The sequence below is a fragment of the Kribbella sp. NPDC059898 genome, from assembly GCF_042730855.1.
Classification (GTDB): domain Bacteria; phylum Actinomycetota; class Actinomycetes; order Propionibacteriales; family Kribbellaceae; genus Kribbella.
This window is the reverse complement of record NZ_JBHWKR010000006.1, coordinates 1-16050: the sequence shown is the minus strand read 5'-3', so window position 1 is coordinate 16050 and position 16050 is coordinate 1. Positions and strand designations below refer to the sequence as shown.

The 16050-nt window shown below is 69.4% G+C and carries 19 protein-coding genes; 8 read left to right on the top strand and 11 right to left on the bottom strand.

Annotated elements, in window-relative coordinates; all coding sequences use genetic code 11:
* Nucleotides 1-2: 2 nt before the first annotated feature.
* Nucleotides 3-920 carry a methylenetetrahydrofolate reductase [NAD(P)H] gene (gene metF, locus ACFV9C_RS20005; protein WP_380195565.1) on the bottom strand — a complete coding sequence of 306 codons (918 nt, stop codon included), beginning with the start codon at nucleotides 918-920 and terminating at the stop codon, nucleotides 3-5.
* A 58-nt stretch (nucleotides 921-978) separates the two neighbouring features.
* Here metF and ACFV9C_RS20000 point away from each other — a divergent pair, with 58 nt between their 5' ends.
* Entirely contained in the window at nucleotides 979-2046 is a 1068-nt protein-coding gene (locus tag ACFV9C_RS20000) for a polyprenyl synthetase family protein (RefSeq protein WP_380195563.1), read from the top strand.
* Nucleotides 2047-2049: 3 nt separating this feature from the next.
* Here the strand turns inward: ACFV9C_RS20000 and ACFV9C_RS19995 are convergent, their stop codons facing one another.
* The 4 genes from ACFV9C_RS19995 to thiE are packed head-to-tail and all read right to left on the bottom strand — an operon-like array spanning nucleotide 2050 to nucleotide 4007.
* Entirely contained in the window at nucleotides 2050-2469 is a 420-nt protein-coding gene (locus ACFV9C_RS19995; protein WP_380195561.1) for a helix-turn-helix domain-containing protein, read from the bottom strand.
* Nucleotides 2470-2524: 55 nt separating this feature from the next.
* Nucleotides 2525-2941, bottom strand: coding sequence for a barstar family protein (locus tag ACFV9C_RS19990; RefSeq protein WP_380195559.1), 417 nt, complete (start codon nucleotides 2939-2941; stop codon nucleotides 2525-2527).
* Entirely contained in the window at nucleotides 2938-3369 is a 432-nt protein-coding gene (locus ACFV9C_RS19985) for a ribonuclease domain-containing protein (protein ID WP_380195557.1), read from the bottom strand. Before ACFV9C_RS19985 ends, ACFV9C_RS19990 begins: the two co-directional genes overlap by 4 nt.
* Nucleotides 3366-4007, bottom strand: a complete 642-nt coding sequence (gene thiE / locus ACFV9C_RS19980) for a thiamine phosphate synthase (RefSeq protein ID WP_380195556.1) — start codon at nucleotides 4005-4007, stop codon at nucleotides 3366-3368. The genes ACFV9C_RS19985 and thiE overlap by 4 nt, the downstream gene beginning before the upstream one ends.
* A gap of 42 nt (nucleotides 4008-4049) precedes the next feature.
* On the opposite strand from thiE, the gene thiO reads away from it, so the two are divergent.
* The 5 genes from thiO (at nucleotide 4050) to ACFV9C_RS19955 (ending at nucleotide 10433) form a co-directional block, all read left to right on the top strand.
* A complete protein-coding gene (gene thiO, locus ACFV9C_RS19975; RefSeq protein WP_380195554.1) occupies nucleotides 4050-5177 on the top strand; it encodes a glycine oxidase ThiO in 1128 nt (375 codons plus the stop codon).
* A gap of 162 nt (nucleotides 5178-5339) precedes the next feature.
* Complete coding sequence (locus ACFV9C_RS19970; RefSeq protein WP_380195552.1) at nucleotides 5340-6275, top strand: LysM peptidoglycan-binding domain-containing protein; 936 nt, start codon at nucleotides 5340-5342, stop codon at nucleotides 6273-6275.
* A gap of 73 nt (nucleotides 6276-6348) precedes the next feature.
* Nucleotides 6349-8304: a Stk1 family PASTA domain-containing Ser/Thr kinase gene (gene pknB / locus ACFV9C_RS19965; protein ID WP_380195550.1), complete on the top strand. Its 1956-nt coding sequence runs from the start codon at nucleotides 6349-6351 to the stop codon at nucleotides 8302-8304.
* A 39-nt stretch (nucleotides 8305-8343) separates the two neighbouring features.
* Entirely contained in the window at nucleotides 8344-9225 is an 882-nt protein-coding gene (locus tag ACFV9C_RS19960; RefSeq protein WP_380195548.1) for a DMT family transporter, read from the top strand.
* Nucleotides 9226-9233: 8 nt separating this feature from the next.
* The gene (locus ACFV9C_RS19955) at nucleotides 9234-10433 is read left to right on the top strand and encodes a glucoamylase (RefSeq protein ID WP_380195546.1); all 1200 of its coding nucleotides are present in this window, start codon (nucleotides 9234-9236) and stop codon (nucleotides 10431-10433) included.
* Here the strand turns inward: ACFV9C_RS19955 and ACFV9C_RS19950 are convergent.
* Nucleotides 10430-11500 carry a glycoside hydrolase family 172 protein gene (locus ACFV9C_RS19950; RefSeq protein ID WP_380195544.1) on the bottom strand — a complete coding sequence of 357 codons (1071 nt, stop codon included), beginning with the start codon at nucleotides 11498-11500 and terminating at the stop codon, nucleotides 10430-10432. The two genes, ACFV9C_RS19955 and ACFV9C_RS19950, sit on opposite strands and share 4 nt — an antisense overlap.
* A gap of 59 nt (nucleotides 11501-11559) precedes the next feature.
* Nucleotides 11560-12084: a hypothetical protein gene (locus ACFV9C_RS19945; RefSeq protein ID WP_380195542.1), complete on the bottom strand. Its 525-nt coding sequence runs from the start codon at nucleotides 12082-12084 to the stop codon at nucleotides 11560-11562.
* Nucleotides 12085-12142: 58 nt separating this feature from the next.
* Here ACFV9C_RS19945 and ACFV9C_RS19940 point away from each other — a divergent pair, with 58 nt between their 5' ends.
* Nucleotides 12143-12580: a VOC family protein gene (locus tag ACFV9C_RS19940; protein WP_380195540.1), complete on the top strand. Its 438-nt coding sequence runs from the start codon at nucleotides 12143-12145 to the stop codon at nucleotides 12578-12580.
* Here ACFV9C_RS19940 and ACFV9C_RS19935 read toward each other — a convergent pair.
* The 4 genes from ACFV9C_RS19935 to ACFV9C_RS19920 all read right to left on the bottom strand — a co-directional run bounded on the left by ACFV9C_RS19935 (nucleotide 12577) and on the right by ACFV9C_RS19920 (nucleotide 15627).
* A complete protein-coding gene (locus ACFV9C_RS19935; RefSeq protein ID WP_380195538.1) occupies nucleotides 12577-13686 on the bottom strand; it encodes a Gfo/Idh/MocA family protein in 1110 nt (369 codons plus the stop codon). The two genes, ACFV9C_RS19940 and ACFV9C_RS19935, sit on opposite strands and share 4 nt — an antisense overlap.
* Before the next feature lie 80 nt (nucleotides 13687-13766).
* On the bottom strand, nucleotides 13767-13994 hold the full coding sequence (locus ACFV9C_RS19930) for a hypothetical protein (RefSeq protein WP_380195537.1): 228 nt from the start codon (nucleotides 13992-13994) through the stop codon (nucleotides 13767-13769).
* Between the two features lie 196 nt (nucleotides 13995-14190).
* Nucleotides 14191-14949 carry an SAM-dependent methyltransferase gene (locus ACFV9C_RS19925; protein ID WP_380195535.1) on the bottom strand — a complete coding sequence of 253 codons (759 nt, stop codon included), beginning with the start codon at nucleotides 14947-14949 and terminating at the stop codon, nucleotides 14191-14193.
* Between the two features lie 42 nt (nucleotides 14950-14991).
* Complete coding sequence (locus tag ACFV9C_RS19920) at nucleotides 14992-15627, bottom strand: hypothetical protein (RefSeq protein WP_380195534.1); 636 nt, start codon at nucleotides 15625-15627, stop codon at nucleotides 14992-14994.
* A 72-nt stretch (nucleotides 15628-15699) separates the two neighbouring features.
* Between ACFV9C_RS19920 and ACFV9C_RS19915 the strand changes: the two genes are divergently transcribed.
* Nucleotides 15700-15861, top strand: coding sequence for a hypothetical protein (locus ACFV9C_RS19915; protein WP_380195532.1), 162 nt, complete (start codon nucleotides 15700-15702; stop codon nucleotides 15859-15861).
* Nucleotides 15862-16050 lie beyond the last annotated feature (189 nt).

Sequence of the window (16050 nt, the reverse complement as noted above, 5' to 3'; positions counted from 1 at the left end):
CGTCAGGATACGACGGCGGGCCGGAGGTTGCGGAAGACCTGTCGTGTTGCGGTGGATCTGTTCAAGGTAATGAAATGAATGCCCGGGGCGCCGCCGGCGAGCAGGCGTTCGCACAGCTCGGTGGCGATCTCGATGCCGGTCTCCCGGACCGCGGCCGGATCGTCCTCGACGGCGTGCAACCGCTCGGTGACGGAGGCCGGCAACGCCATGCCGGTGAGCTCCGCCATCCGCTGGATCTGCTTGATGTTGGTCACCGGCATGATGCCGGGCAGCACCGGGATGTCGCAGCCGAGCGCGGCCGCCCGGTCGACCAGCCGGAAGTAGTCGTCGGCGCCGAAGAACATCTGGGTGATCGCGTAGTCCGCACCGGCCCGCGCCTTCGCGGCCAGCACCTGCGCGTCCGCCGCCGGCGAGGCCGCCTCCGGATGCTTGTCCGGGAAGGCGGCCACGCCGACGCAGAAGTCGCCGAGCGAACGGATCAGCTCGACCAGCTCGATCGCGTGGTTCAGCCCGTCGGGGTGCGCGACCCACCGCTGGTTGGGCCCGCCGGGCGGGTCGCCGCGGAGCGCGAGCATGTTCCGGACGCCGGATCCGGCGTACGCGCCGATCACCGAGCGCAGCTCGTCCCGGGAGTGCGCGACGCAGGTCAGGTGCCCGAGCGGGGTCAGCGAGGTGTCCTGCGCGACCCGCTCGGTGACCCGGATCGTCCCGTCCCGGGTGCTGCCGCCGGCGCCGTACGTGATCGAGACGAACGTCGGCCGGAGCTGCTCGATCTCGCGGATCGAGCGCCACAGCACCTCCTCCGCCTCCGGGGTCTTCGGCGGGAAGAACTCGAACGAGAAGGACCGCTCCCCGGACGCGAGCAACTCGCGGATGCTCGGCGCACCGCCGGGCAGCGTCGAGGGAAGTCCGTTCGCCATGCGCCTCAGGTTACCCGCGCCGAACGCCGCCGTCCGCAGACCGACTACGCTCCGAGACGTGGACGATGTGGACATCCCGGCCGGGATCCAGCAGGCGCTGAGCGAGTTCCTGGACCGGCAGGAGGAGCGGCTGGCGGCGATCGGGCCGGAGCTGACCGAGCAGGTGCGGGCGGCGCGGGACGCGACCAGCGGCGGCAAGCGGCTCCGGCCGTCGTTCTGCTACTGGGGTTACCGGGCCGCCGGCGGCGATGCGTCGCTGCCGATCCTGCCCGCCGCGGCGAGTCTGGAGATGCTGCACGTCAGCGCGCTCGTGCACGACGACGTGATGGATTCCTCCGACGTACGCCGGGGTGCGCCGGCCGCGCATCGCCGGTTCGAGGCGCTGCAGCGGGAGCGTGCCGCGAAGACCGGCCGCGGCGGCGACCCGGTCGGCTTCGGGGTCGGCGCCGCGATCCTGCTCGGCGACCTGTGCCTGATCTGGGCCGACGAGCTGCTGCACACGTCCGGCTTCGACGCCGCGGCACTGGCCCGGGCCGAGCAGTACTTCGACGCCGTCCGCGTCGAGGTGACCGCCGGGCAGTACCTCGACCTGGTCGCGCAGGCGAGCGGCGAGTCCGACATGGACCTCGCCCTGCGGGTGCTGCGCTACAAGTCGGCGACGTACACGATCGAGCGGCCGCTGCACATCGGCGCCGCGCTGGCCGGCGGGGACGAGCGGCTGATCGCGTCGCTGTCCGGGTACGGGCTGCCGCTGGGCGAGGCGTTCCAGCTCCGCGACGACCTGCTCGGCGTGTTCGGCGACCCGGCGCTGACCGGGAAGCCGGCCGGCGACGACCTCCGCGAGGGCAAGCGGACGGTGCTGATCGCGTACGCCGTCGACCACGCGTCGGAGATCCAGCTGACCGAGTTCAACCGGCTGTTCGGGCGGCCGGACCTGGACGACGACGAGATCCAGCTGCTCCGCGAGATCCTCCAGGACTCGCGCGCCGTACAGGCCTGCGAGGAGCTGATCACCGACCGCACCGAGGACGCGCTGGACGCCCTCGATCGGGCGCCGCTGGCCGACGACACCGCTCGCAAGGCGCTCACCGACCTGGCGGTCGCGGCCACCTCGCGGAGCGTGTAGCGGCTACTGGTCCGCGAGCAGGTTGATCAGCCGGAGCAGGTCCGCGGTGGCGGGCAGGCTGCCGAGCACGATCACCTTGAGGACGGCGCGTTCGTCGTCGTAGATCGTCTCGGCCTTCAGGCCGTCCGCCTCCGGCCGGTTCAGCGCGCCGTCGATGTGGGTGCCGATCCGGTCGGCGGTGGCCCGGTCGACCGCGTCGATGTGCACGATGCTCGACGCCTCGACGTGCCGGGCGGAGCTGTCCACGTCGACGACCGCGGCCGTCGTACCGGTGAACGCCTCCAGGTCCTCGCGGCTGATCCGGTACTGCTTCCCGATCCGGACGGCCTTCAGGCGGCCGTCGCGGACGTAGTTGCGGATCGTGCGGACGTGCAGGCCCAGGCGGTTCGCCACCTGCTCCACCGAGTACAGCTCCTGGGCCATGCTGTCAGACTAAGACACTTTCCTTAGAATTCCCTATACATGGCCGATTCCAGGCTCATAGGGTAATTTGCGGCAACGCCCGCAGCAGGTCCGGCGTACTCGCCTCGGCGACCAGGACGCGGAGCTGGCCGGAGTTCGTGGTGTCCTCGGCGAAGATCTGCAGCGCCACGTCGACGGTGTCGTGGTCATGGTCGAGCAGGTTCCGGACGCCGGTCCACAGCACCACCTCGGGGGCGCCGGTCGAGCGGTCGCTGAGCGAGTCGGCGAGCGCGTCCCAGTTCCGCCCGAACCAGCGCGGCAGGTCGAACGCCGTCGCGCACAGGTCCAGGAACCCGGTCTTGTCGTGGATCTCGGACGTGTCGAGCAGCACGAACCCGAACCCGGCGGCGGCAGCCTTCCGCCGTACGTCGTCGGCGCCGGGAGCATCCGGCCAGTGGTACACCCCCGGCCGCAGCGCCTTCAGCGACGTCATGACGTACCCCCGTCCTCCGCGATCCGGCGGAACGACTTGTAGTGGTCATCGGTGTAGTACCGCTCGCCACCGTTGCCGGAGATGATCCGGCGGGCGCCACGGGCCTTCTCCCCCGGCGTTTTCACCGTGTACTCGTGGTAGTAGCCGCGGTCGTGCTTCGGCAGGATCTTCTCCAGGTTGCCGAACACGACGCCGTCGCGGCTGTACGGGAACGGCCCGCCCTGGTCGATCAGCTTCAGCGTGTCCCGCGCCTCCTTCGGCAGGTCCGCGACCGCGACGTACGTCAGGCCGCTGGCCGGATCGGTGCCGCCGGACGTGCTGGTCTTCGTCTTCGCAGCGCACCCGAACAGCGACGCCGCCAACGTGATCACCAGCATCGCGATCACCACGACCGCGACGATCCGCGCGGTCTTCTGGTTGCCGATCACCCGCGGAGCCTCCGGCTGAACTCGGCCGCCGCCGCACCCGGGTCGTCCGCCTCGGTGATCGCCCGGACGACGACCACGCGGGTCGCACCGGCCTCGACCACCTCGTCCAGCCGCTCCAGGTCGATCCCGCCGATCGCGAACCACGGCTTCGGCTGCCGGCGGCCCGCGGCGTAGGACACCAGCTCCAGGCCGGCCGCCTGACGTCCCGGCTTGGTCGGCGTCGCCCAGGTCGGCCCGACGCAGAAGTAGTCCGAACCGACCTCGTCGACCGCGGCGTTCACCTGGCTGAACGAGTGCGTCGACCGCCCGACGATCGGCCCCGGCCCGACGATCGCCCGCGCCGCGTGCACCGGGAGGTCCCGCTGCCCGAGGTGCAGTACGTCGGCACCGGCCGCGAACGCGATGTCCGCGCGGTCGTTCACCGCCAGCAGCTTGCCGTGCCGCTTGCAGGCGTCCGCGAACACCTCCAGCGCGGCCAGCTCGTCCGCGGCCTCCATCTCCTTCTGCCGGAGCTGCACGATGTCCACGCCACCGGCCAGCGCGGCGTCCAGGAACTGCGCGAGATCCCCCTGCTTCTCCCGTGCGTCCGTGCACAGGTACAGCCGGGCATCCGCGAGACGGTCGGTGTGGTCAGTCACACGCAAAGCCTGCCATGGCCCACCAGACGTAGGGTTTACGGCATGCCAGATGTGGTTGTTGTAGGCGGCGGACTGATCGGGCTGGCGACGGCGTGGCGGCTGGCTGTGGACGGTCTTCACGTGACGGTGTGCGACCCGACGCCGGGCGGGCAAACGTCGAACGTTGCCGCCGGGATGCTGGCTCCGGTCACCGAGGTGGAGTTCGGCGAAGACGAGCTGCTCGCGCTCAACCTGGCGTCGGTCAACGCCTGGCCCGCATTTGCCGCTGAGCTGGAGGAGCTGACCGGCCAGCCGGCCGGGCTGCACCAGACCGGCACCCTCTCGGTCGCGTACGACGCCGACGACATGGCCGTGCTCCGCCGGGTCGCGGACTACCAGCGCCGGCTCGGCCTGGAGGTGGAGGACCTGTCCGGCCGCGATGCCCGCCGTCGCGAGCCCCTGCTCGCTACCGGCGTCTCCGGCGGCGTATGGGTCCCGGGCGACCACTCCGTCGACAACAGGCAGGCCCTCGCAACACTCTTGAAGGCACTTGAGCTGTCCGGCGTCCACCTCATCCGGCAGCGCGTGACGCGCGTGATCACCTCCGGTACGACGGCAACCGGCGTACAACTCGACAACGGCGACACGGTGGACGCGGGGCAGATCGTCGTGGCGGCGGGGCCCTGGTCTTCGCAGCTGGACGGCGTACCGGAAGAGCTGCGGCCACCAGTACGTCCCGTGAAGGGCGAAGTACTGCGCCTGCGGGTCCCGGAGGCGTACCGCCCGGCGCTGCAGCACACCGTGCGCGCGACGGCCCGCGGCTTCTCGGTGTACCTCGTACCGCGACCCGGCGGCGAACTCGTGGTCGGTGCCACGAGCACCGAACTCGGCTACGACACCCGCGTGCTGGCCGGCGGCGTGTTCAACCTGCTCCGCGACGCGCGCACGGTACTGCCGATCACCGACGAGCTCGAACTGGTCGAGACGATCGCGGGGCTGCGTCCCGCGACACCGGACAACGCACCGGTCCTCGGCCCGTCCGGTCTGGATCGGTTGCTCTGGGCAACCGGCCACTACCGGAACGGCGTCCTGCTGACGCCGGTCACCGCACAGGTGCTGGCCGAGACGGTGCGCACCGGAGCGCTTCCGGACCTCGCGAAACCGTTCCTGGCCAGCCGCTTCGGCCGCTGACTCGCGGTTGCCCTGGGCAACCGGGTGAATCACACCAATGTAGTTCAGTGTTGAATTGTAACCTTTACGTTACAGGCGTCACACCAACCCCATCAGCACCTGTTGTCACACCAACCTCAGCACTTAGGGTCAAGTGACGTACACAACGGGGAGTTGGTTGCGATGCGCAACATTGTTCGGATCCTGACCGGGCTCGCGGTGCCGGTGCTGACCGCGGCCGTGATTACCGCGGGCTCGCCCGGGCTGGGCGCCTACAAGGTCAAGGAGGGCGACACGCTCAGCCACATCGCCGGCCGGTACGGCACCACGGTCAGCAACCTGGTCGCGCTGAACAAGCTCCCGGGCAACGGCAACGCGATCTACGCCGGCGAGGTGCTGAAGGTGCCGGCGCCGACCACCAGCAGCACGCCTGCGAAGCGCTCCCAGCTGGGCCGGGTGACGTACGTCGTGAAGTCCGGCGACACCATCTCCGGGATCGCGAAGCGCTTCCACTGCTCCCAGGCCAACCTGCTCGCCGCGAACAAGCTGAAACCGAGCGACCCGATCTTTGCCGGCAAGTCGCTGCAGGTCCCGGTGAAGATCCGGCCCAAGGCACGCACCGACAACACGTTCGCCGGCCGCAAGTACGCCGACCACATCGTCGCCCAGGCGAACCGCAACCGGGCGATCCTGAAGAACCGCAAGCAGCCGACCCGGTCGCAGATGCGGTCACTGATCGTGAGTTCGTCGAAGCGGTACGGAGTCGACCCGCAGCTCGCGCTCGCCGTCGCCTGGCAGGAGTCCGGCTGGAAGCAGCGCGTGGTCTCCCCCGCGAACGCGATCGGCGCCATGCAGGTGATCCCCTCCACCGGCCGGTTCGCGTCCCGGATCGTCAGCCGCGAACTCGACCTGCTGAACGCGCACGACAACGTCACGGCGGGCGTCGTACTCCTCAGCCGCCTGACCGGGGCCGCCAAGCTGGACATCGCGGTGGCCGGCTACTACCAGGGCCTCGGCGGAGTGAAGAAGAACGGCATGTACGCCGACACCAAGGCGTACGTGGCGAACGTCCTCCGGATCAAGGCGCAGCTGGAACGCGGCTGGAACCCCCTGCGGTGAGCCTGGCTCAGTAACGCTGCGGCGTTATCTACACTCTCTCCAGAACGGTTTGGGGAGAGGCGGCTCACCGCAAGTGACGGACGACGTGGACACGCAGGTCAGCGACCGCCTCGTCGGGCGCGTGCTCGACGGTCGGTACCGCGTGGGCGCACGTGTCGCCAAGGGTGGGATGGCCACCGTCTACCAGGCGCTGGACATGCGGCTGGACCGGACTGTCGCGCTCAAGGTGATGCACGACGGGCTCGGCGACGACGCCCAGTTCACCCGCCGGTTCGTGGCCGAGGCCCGGGCCGCCGCCCGGCTGTCCAACCCGAACGTGGTGGCTGTCTTCGACCAGGGCGACGACAACGGCACCCTGTTCCTCGCGATGGAGTACGTCCCCGGCCGTACGCTGCGGGACGTCATCCGCGAGGAGGCGCCGCTCTCCCCCGCCCGCGCGCTCGACCTGCTGACGCCGGTCCTGTCCGCGCTCTCGGCCGCCCACGACGCGGGCATCGTGCACCGCGACATCAAGCCCGAGAACGTGCTGATCTCCGACAAGGGCGTGGTGAAGGTCGCCGACTTCGGCCTGGCCCGCGCGGTCAGTGCCAGCGGCAACACCGCCACCCAGGGCCTGCTGATGGGCACGGTGTCGTACCTCGCGCCCGAGCTGGTCACGGACGGCAGCGCCGACGCCCGGTCGGACGTGTACTCGGCGGGCATCCTGCTGTACGAGATGCTCACCGGCAACAAGCCCCACTCCGGCGACACCCCCATCCAGGTCGCGTACGCGCACGTCCACAACGACGTACCGCCGCCGTCGCTCGAGCAGCCCGGGATCCCGCCGTACGTCGACGCGCTCGTGCAGCGCGCCACCGCGCGGGACCGGGACCTGCGGCCGACCGACGCGCGGGTGTTCAGCCGGCAGGTGCACCGGGTCCGCAGCGCGCTCGACGAGGGCCTGCCGGACGACCCGGAGCTGACCGGCGACCTGACCGTGCCGATCCAGCAGATCCGGCAGGACAGCGGGTACGACGACGGGTACACGCGCGGCGACGCCGGCGACCAGCCGATCCGGCACGACACGATCGTCGTACCGGTGGACCACGGCCGGCCGACGGGCGCTCCGGCCAAGTCGCCGGCGAAGACGCCACCGCCGCCCCAGCGCCGGTCGCGCGGGCCGATCGCGCTGATCGTGATCCTGGCGCTGGCGATCGGCATCGGGACCGCCGCCTGGTACTACGGCATTCACCGCTACACGACCACGCCGTCGCTCGTCGGGATGTCACCCGCGGCGGCCGAGGCCGAGGCGGCGAAGCTGGGGCTCAAGACCAGCCTGGACAACCAGGACTACTCGGAGGACGTTCCGGCCGGCAAGGTGATCCGCACCGACCCGGGCCCGGGCGACCGGATCCGGAAGAACGGCGACATCGGCCTCACGGTCTCGAAGGGACCCGAGCGCTACCGGGTGCCGCAGCTCGTCGGCCTGCCGCTGGACGCCGCGCAGCAGGCCCTGTCGCCGATCAAGCTGATCACCGGACAGATCACCGAGCAGTACAACGAGGCCGTCCCGCAGGGGCGGGTGATCGCGATCAGCCCGAAGTTCAACACGGTCGTGAAGCCCGGGACCGCGGTGAACTTCGCGGTCAGCAAGGGCAAACGGCCGATCGGCGTACCGGATCTGACCGGGAAGTCGTACCGGGACGCGAACAAAGCGCTGAAGAAGCTCGGCTTCGTCGTCACGCGGACCACGCAGTACGACGACAAGGTGCCCGAGGGCGACGTGATCAGCCAGAGCCCGAACAGCGGCACCCTGTTCGCCAAGGACAAGGTCGCGCTGGTCGTCTCGCTCGGGCCGCCGCTGGTCGAGGTGCCGAACGTGAAGAAGAAGACCACCTCCGACGCGCAGCAGCTGCTCACCAGCGCCGGGTTCAAGGTGACCGTGCAGAAGGCGCCGTTCAACCTCGGCCTGAACATCGTCGCCGCGCAGAGCCCCGGCGCCGGCCAGAAGGTGAAACCCGGCACAACGATCGTGATCACCGTGCTCTGATTTTGCTTCCCAGCTCAGCGTTCTGATCTGATGTCAGGCGTGAATCACCCTCGTGTTGCTGTACTGGCGCTCCTGGCTGTTGCAGCCGCCTGGGGGTCGACGTTCTTCCTCACGAAGGACCTGCTCACCAGGATGGACGTCGCCGACTACCTGGCGTTGCGGTTCCTGATCGCGTCCGTCGCGCTGGTCCTGATCCACCCGCCCGCGATCGCCCGGCTCAGCCGGCTGGACCGCGGCCGGGCCGTTGCCCTCGGCATCACCTACGGCATCGCCCAGCTGGTCCAGACCGAGGGCCTGCGGCACACCTCGGCGAGCGTGTCCGGCTTCGTCACCGGGATGTACGTCGTGTTCACGCCGCTGCTCGGCGCGGTCATCCTGCGGCACAAGATCGGGCGCTGGGCCTGGGTCGCCGTGATCCTCGCCACGGTCGGTCTCGGCGTACTGTCGCTGCGCGGGTTCAGCCTCGGTACCGGCGAGCTGCTCACGCTCGCGTCCGCGGGTCTGTACGCGCTGCACATCATCGGTCTCGGCGCCTGGTCCACGCCCAAGAACGCGTTCGGCCTGTCGTCGCTGCAGATGGTCGTGATCACGATCGTGTGCGCGATCGGCGCCATCCCGGGCGGCTTCTCGGCGCCGTCGAACGGCCGTGACTGGATCAGCGTCGTCTACATGGCGCTGATCGCCGGCGCGCTCGCCTTGATCGTGCAGACCTGGGCACAGGCACACCTGACTCCGACCCGCGCGGCGATTGCGATGACAATGGAGCCGGTGTTCGCATCGGCGTTCGCCGTACTGTTCGGTTCGGACAGCTTGACGTGGCGGATGCTGGTCGGCGGCGCACTGGTGGTGTCGGCGATGTACCTGGTCGAGCTGGCGCCGCGACGTAAGTTCGAGGCGGAAGTGCAGCACTTGGCGCAATAGGAGGTGTAATGCGGGAGAACCGGCCACGCGACCGGTGGTTCCCGTACGCCGTGATCGCGCTGCTGCTGGCGGTGCTCGCCGGCGGCGCGATCAGCAACCTGGTCCGGTTCCCGCAGCCGCGGCTCGTCTCCGAGGGCATCCAGCACGCGTCGGTACGCTCGACCCTCGGGAACGACCCGTACGACGACATGGTGCGGCACGCGCTCGCCGACCTCGACGCGCTCACGCTCCCGAACGGCGGGACGCTGGCCGGCGAGAACGGCCCCTGGCGGTACGTCTGGCCGCGGGACGCGTCGTTCGTCGCGGTCGCCCGGTGCGCGATCGGGCAGTACGACAAGGCGCTCGACGAACTGGCGTTCCTGAATCGCGTCCGTCCCGCGAAGGGGCGGTGGGAGGCGCGGTACACGGAGACCGGCGCGCATGCCGCCGACGGCCGTACGCCGCAGCTCGACGGGTCCGGGTGGGTGCTGTGGGCGACGTGGTTCTGCCGGGCGGGCGACAAGTACTGGGACATGGTCCGGCAGTCGGCCGACGAGATCGTGGCCGAGCTCGGCCCGGACGGGCTGCCGAGTCCTTCGCCGGACTACTGGGAGCGGCCCGAGCGCGACCTCACGCTCGGCACCGTCGCCCCGCTGCTGACCGGTCTGCGCGCCGCGGCCGGGATCGCCACGTCGCTGCACCATTCGCCGGAGGCCGCGCGCTGGTGGACCGCCGCGGAGAAGTTGTCCGCGGCAACCGATCGGGTGTTCGGCCCGGACTATCCGCGGATCCCGGCGCGGGCCACCAGCTTCGTCGAGCCGGGCGTCGAACCCGTGTCGTTGCAGGGCGGACGGGACGCGATCGTGACGGTCCTCGGCCCGCCGTTCGCGCCGGCCCGTCCGGTGGTCAGTACGGCGATCGACACGGCGTACGACGTACTGACGCAACCGAACGGCGGCGTGACACCGGGCGAGGACTGGCGGGCGGACGGGGTGTCGTGGACACCCCAGACCGCGCTGTTCGCGCTGAGCGCGGCCGCCCGCGGCAACCAGGACACCGCGAACGCGCTGCTCACCTGGCTCGACCATCACCGCACCAAGACCGGCGCGCTGCCCGAGAAGGTCAACCGCGACCTACAGCCCGCCGGTGAGGCGCCCTTGGCGTGGACCGCGGCCCTGGTCATCCTCACCGTCGCGGCGCTGCACGGCGACCTGCCGATCCCGTCCTAGCAGATCTCCATGTCGTCGTGGCTCGGGGTGGCCGGGCGGTTGGTGCTGGTCTTGCCGGAGTAGAAGAACGCGGTCGACGCGATGTCGTCCTGCAGCGGGAGGTACCGCCCGCCGGAGCGCCAGCCCAGGGCCTGTACGTCGACGCGCAGGTTCTCCTTGAAGCGGACCGGGTCTGGCAGGTGGAACCGGTACATCCCGAACCGCTGCTGGCTCTGGTACTGCCCGTCCGGGCGGATCACCTGCGGCATGCCGAGGTACGGCGTACTGAACTCGGTGTAGCCGCCCAGATGAGGTACGTCGAAGTTCCACGCGCCGCCGAAGTAGTCCTCGGTGCCCGTGCCGCAGATGGTCGGGAACTCGTCGTCGCCGTCGACGTAGAACTTGACCTCGCCCTCACCCCACCAGCCGGTGCTGTTGACGCCCCACGCGACGTACGTGCCCACGTAGTGTCCCGGGCCTTCCACGCCGTCCAGGAGCGTGTGCACGGTCTTGGCCTGCAGCGGGTTGCTCCGGCGCCACTGGGCGTGCAGGTACGCCGCCTTGTCCGGTACGGCGCCCAGCCAGTAGTCCACCTGGAAGTACACGACCACGGGCTCGTCGTGGGTGTTCTCGATGGTCAGCTTGGCCTGCTGGTGGAACGGCATCTCCCAGTAGCAGTTGAACCCGCCGTTCGGGTTCACCGCGACCGGCAGCGAGTTGACCTGGGCGAACTTGCCCCAGCCCGAGCAGAAGAAGTCGCCGACCGGTGTCTCGACCGCGGGCGCGTCGTCGCCGTCCCAGAACGCCCGCAGCACCAGCCGGCGCCAGTGGTCGACGTGCGTGGTCAGCCAGATGTGCGTGATGCACCCCGACCCGGCGATGTCCGCGAGCGTCACGGTCTCCCCCGGCCCGATCTCGATCGACGGCGAGACCTTCCACCCCTGCCCGAGGTCCCGGGCCGCATGCGCTCCCGTCCCCTCGGTCCGCCGCCCGCCCTGACCGGGCTCGCCGGTCGGGTTCTCCGCACTGATGGAGCGCGACTCGACGTCGGCGAGCGCGCTGATGCCGGTGAGGTTCCCAAGTGTCATACCGCGACCTTAGGCCGCCCCGGGTTCCCTGAGAAATCGATTGCCCATGAAGTGGACCGTCAGCAGGGGCGGACCTTCGCGTCGAGCCCGGTGAAGGACACACACGCCCACGGGCGGCCCTGGTCGCGCTTGGCGCGGACGATGATCGGGTAGGCGTCCGCGCCACGCACCTGCGGGCTCTTCTCGGTCGGGAACGATCCGATCGCTCCCCCGCGCGCCTCGGCCGCCGCCTTCACGTCGGCGATGCTGACGCTGCTGCTGGACGCCTTCCCGGCCGCGGCCTTGGCGTCGGTCGCGACCTGCAGCGCGAACGCGATCTCCGGCGGCTTCGACCAGACCGTCTGCGTCACCGGGATCACCACCCCGAACATCGCCAGGCCCACCGCGGTGACGATCTGCCGCAACCGCCGGGTCTGATCGGCCAGCAGCAACGCGGCGCAGCAGACCGCCAGGAACACCGTCATCCCGCGCAGCACCCAATGCCGGTCCAGCCGGCCGTCCACCGCCAGCCCGGCCACCACCGCGATCAGCAGACAAACCCCGGCGGCGCCCAACGCCCGTACCCGCGGAGACAGAGATTGCATGCCGCCGACAATAGACGCCCTAAGGTGGCGGCACGGACCACGTCGGAGGGAAACCGGGATGACGCTTCTTCGGATGGACAACGTCGGCATCGTCGTCGACGACCTCGACGCCGCGATCGCGTTCTTCGAAGAGCTCGGCCTGGAGCTGGACGGTCGCGGCCAGGTCGAGGGCGACTGGGTTGACCGGACCGTCGGACTCACCGGGGTCCGCTGCGACTTCGCCATGCTGCGGATGCCGGACGGACGCGGGCGGCTCGAGTTGGCGAAGTACCACTCACCGGCCACCATCGACATGGTCCCGCCGAACCCGCCGCACAACACCCTCGGGATGCACAGGGTGATGTTCGCCGTCGACGACCTCGACGACACCATCGACCGCCTGCGGCGTCACGGTGCCGAACTCCTCGACGGCGTCGGGCACTTCGACGGCGGCTTCCGCCTCTGCTACCTCCGCGGCCCGTCCGGCATCATCCTCGCGCTGGCCCAGCAAATCTAGAACGTCGTCGTCAGGTCCTGCGTCCGGCCGGTCGCGGCGGCGCGGTACCCGGACTCGATGATGTCGATGACGTGGCGCGCGTGTTCGGCGGTGACGATCGACGGCTTGTCGTCGCGGACCCAGTCGACGAGTTGCATCACGTCCTCGTACACGTGCTGCTCCTCGATCTCCCGATGGACACCGGTCACATGCGGAAGCAGTGCCTGGTTCCCCGGTCCGCGAGGCGAGAGCTCGCTCGGGTCGCGGTGCGGGAAGTCGAAGGGCTCGTCGTTCAGCAGCAGCCCGTCGATCGTGCCCGCCGTACCGTAATAGGCCCCGCCGAAACCGCCGCGCATCCCGCCGGCGGCGGTCCCGGTCGCGACGCAGAACAGGTTGGCACCGAAGTCGATCAGCATCACGGTGTTGTCGTCGGCGTCAGTTCGCACGTCCTTGCGCAGCGGCACGCGGACGCCGGACATCGCCGTCACCCGCCGCGCCGGCCCGAGGATCCCGGTCACCGAATGCAGCGCGTACACGGTCATGTCGTACACCGGCCCGCCGCCGGGCCTGCGGAAGTACCACGACGGATCGATGTTCGACAGTACGTCGTTCCCGCCGCGCACCGACTCGTCCTCGTGGTACGTACCGAACGCCGCACCGCAACTCACCCACGACAACGTGCCGATCGCACCGTCCGCGATCAGCTCCCGCGTCCGGACGTGATGCGGCCGCAGCATCTCCCCCGGCGAGGCGACGATCCGCAGGTCGTTGTCCTTCGCCAGCTCGATCAACTCGGTCGCCTCGGCCACCGTCAGCGTCATCGTCTTGTTGAAATGCACATGCTTACCCGCCTGCAACGCAAGCTTCCCCTGCTCGTAGTGCAACCCGATCGGCGAAGCAATCGTCACCGCGTCGACGTCACCACGCTCCAGCAGTTCCTCGTACTCGGCAAACGCCCGCCCCACCCCGAACCGCGCGGCCGCCGCCTCCGCCCGCCCCGCCACCGGATCACACACCGCCGCCAGTTCCACCCGTCCCACCAGATCCTGCTGAGACAAGTGCGGCAACAACCCCCGAACCGAAATGCTCCCCGCCCCGACAACCCCGATCCGCACGGAATCCGCCATACCTGAATGCTATTCGCGGGTAGCGCGACTCGTGACCGTCAAGCGCGTCGCGCCGAACTCCAGGATCGCGCCGTACGTCGTCAGCTCGAACGCCTCCTGCCCGTCGTACCAAACTCCTCCACCTGTCCCAGCGCCGCGACCGGCTCGGCTGCCTCCTGATTCCACCGGCGCACCGCAACGCCTTCGAAGCGCATCACGACCACAGGCGTCGGAACAGCTTCCACCGGCGTCCACTGCCGCTCGGTGTATTCGAACTGGACGATCAAGACCTGCTCAACCGGTCGCACCTCGATGCTGATCAGCTCCATGTCGTGCACTCGCACCGGAACGCCCTGGTCTGTCCAGAACTCGAACAACCCGGTGCCACCGCTGGCGACATCATGTCGAGGATCGATGCTGACACCGACGATCTCGGTCCGTCGCCGCGCGACATCCGCCGGTCCCTGCCCGACATCCCGGGTCTTCCGCCGTCGCCACCTCGCCATACCGACAGTGTCGCAGTGGCTAGTGGTTGCGGTGGGCTATTACCCGGGTGAGGCCGAGGGTTCGGCCGGCGTCGGCGTGGAGCATGCGGGCTTCCTCGCGGCCCGGGCGGCCGCCGTCGAGGTCGCAGGCCTCGTTCCACTGCAGCCAGTCCTGCCAGCCGTACGGCAACTGGTCGGCAACCTCGACCGTCACCAGCCCGGTCTTCTCCCAGTGACGCCGCCACCACGCCGCGCTGTGCCACGCGCAGAAGTCCCACTTCCAGTACTCCGTCAGATGCGCCGGCGGCAGCGTCTCGTACTCCTCGACCGGTCCCGGCTGCACGATCCCGATCCGGCCGCCCGGCTTCACGAAGCGCGAGAAGTACCCGAGATAGAGGTCGTCCGTCCCGAAGTAGTGGTACGCGCCGATGCTGACCGCCGCATCGAAGAACCCCTCCGCGTACGGCAAGGACCGAGCCTCCGAGTAGATCGGATGGACCTCACCCTCAACCCCGGCCTCGACCACCCGCCGCAGAATCTCGTCCGGCTTCACCCACAGATCGGTCGCCCACACCTCGACCCCGAACTCCTTAGCCAGAAACACCGAACTGCAGGCATTCCCACACCCCAGATCAAGCACCCGCATCCCCGGCTCGAGCGGCATCGACCCGACCAGCGCCTCGGCCTGCCACACCGGATTCGGCCCCATCGACGCATCGACTACCCACCGCGCCGAGTACTTCGCGGACCGCGGATACCGCTCGTTCTTCAGCAGCTTCGCCAGCTCGTCATCATCCATGCACCCGCAGTCTGTGCGAGCACCCACCCCACAGCAACCGGTTTACGCGGCAACAGCGAGCTCCAATGACGCCTGCCCTTCCTCACCTGTCTCCGTATATATGCCGGGCCACTGGCCGGGAGGTACGGCGTACCCGAGCTCTGGAACGAGTGACGCCGTACCAACCAGAACAGGCACCGGCCGACTCTCCCCGGCCCCAACTGCGAACCCGACCCGGGACACGGGATGCGGCCCGGCGAACTCCCCGACCACTCGCCCCGAACTGTCGGTCACCACCGACGCCAGCTCCCCGTTGGTGATCAACACCTGCTCGCGGTCCCCCCGATTCCGCACGAGCACGTCCTGCCGCAGATCCCACCCCGACCGAACCGTCAACGAAGCAAGGCCTTCCACGTCGATCCCGATCTCCCCCCGCCCGGCGCGCCCCGCAGCTCCGGCGGCCGCACATGCCTGATCAACTCCCCCGCCGGATACTGCATCAAGCCCGACCTGCCGTTCCACAATCTCCGGGTACGTCGCCTGCAACCCGGCCGCAATGTCCGCAGCCCAAGCCGCCAACATGATCCGAACCGGCACCCGCGCCGGCTCACTGTCCGGATCAGGCCACGCCCGCAAAGCCCCCGACACCTCCGCAATCAGCCGCCGCAACTCACCCCGCAACCCCTCCCACCCAGCCATACGCCGAAGATAGACCGATCCGGCAGAATCCCGGCTATGCCTCAGATCACCGCAGCAGTATGTATCCGGTGGATGGCAACTGGAGCCGTCGACCTGCACGACGAATGCGGCGGCTTCTATCCGACACCGTTCGAACTCCCGGACGGCCGCCTCGACGTAACCTCGACGACGTGCTCGATCGAGCTTCGCGGTCTGGGCCGCCAGCACAACACCTACTCCGCCGCAGGCTGCTGACCTACCGCCGATTCTCCTTCCAGGTAAGGGATCCCGGGCCTCCGATTTGCTCGTGACCATTCCGTGACCTACAATAGAACACATGTTCGACACCGATCTGGACGGCCTCTCCACCGCGGACCTCCTCACCGCGGCCGCCGAGTACGCCCACGATCAAGAACACGCCGCCGTCGGCATCCTGCGCACCAC

Excerpts from the sequence above, each read along its gene's own strand:
- ACFV9C_RS19945 (WP_380195542.1), bottom strand. The coding sequence starts at position 12,084 with ATGCAATCTCTGTCTCCGCGGGTACGGGCGTTGGGCGCCGCCGGGGTT.
- ACFV9C_RS19920 (WP_380195534.1), bottom strand. The coding sequence starts at position 15,627 with ATGGCTGGGTGGGAGGGGTTGCGGGGTGAGTTGCGGCGGCTGATTGCG.
- ACFV9C_RS19940 (WP_380195540.1), top strand. The coding sequence starts at position 12,143 with ATGACGCTTCTTCGGATGGACAACGTCGGCATCGTCGTCGACGACCTC.
- ACFV9C_RS19995 (WP_380195561.1), bottom strand. The coding sequence starts at position 2,469 with ATGGCCCAGGAGCTGTACTCGGTGGAGCAGGTGGCGAACCGCCTGGGC.
- ACFV9C_RS19930 (WP_380195537.1), bottom strand. The coding sequence starts at position 13,994 with ATGGAGCTGATCAGCATCGAGGTGCGACCGGTTGAGCAGGTCTTGATC.
- ACFV9C_RS19990 (WP_380195559.1), bottom strand. The coding sequence starts at position 2,941 with ATGACGTCGCTGAAGGCGCTGCGGCCGGGGGTGTACCACTGGCCGGAT.
- ACFV9C_RS19935 (WP_380195538.1), bottom strand. The coding sequence starts at position 13,686 with ATGGCGGATTCCGTGCGGATCGGGGTTGTCGGGGCGGGGAGCATTTCG.
- ACFV9C_RS19915 (WP_380195532.1), top strand. The coding sequence starts at position 15,700 with ATGGCAACTGGAGCCGTCGACCTGCACGACGAATGCGGCGGCTTCTAT.
- metF (WP_380195565.1), bottom strand. The coding sequence starts at position 920 with ATGGCGAACGGACTTCCCTCGACGCTGCCCGGCGGTGCGCCGAGCATC.
- ACFV9C_RS19955 (WP_380195546.1), top strand. The coding sequence starts at position 9,234 with ATGCGGGAGAACCGGCCACGCGACCGGTGGTTCCCGTACGCCGTGATC.
- thiO (WP_380195554.1), top strand. The coding sequence starts at position 4,050 with ATGCCAGATGTGGTTGTTGTAGGCGGCGGACTGATCGGGCTGGCGACG.
- ACFV9C_RS19925 (WP_380195535.1), bottom strand. The coding sequence starts at position 14,949 with ATGGATGATGACGAGCTGGCGAAGCTGCTGAAGAACGAGCGGTATCCG.
- ACFV9C_RS19950 (WP_380195544.1), bottom strand. The coding sequence starts at position 11,500 with ATGACACTTGGGAACCTCACCGGCATCAGCGCGCTCGCCGACGTCGAG.
- ACFV9C_RS19970 (WP_380195552.1), top strand. The coding sequence starts at position 5,340 with ATGCGCAACATTGTTCGGATCCTGACCGGGCTCGCGGTGCCGGTGCTG.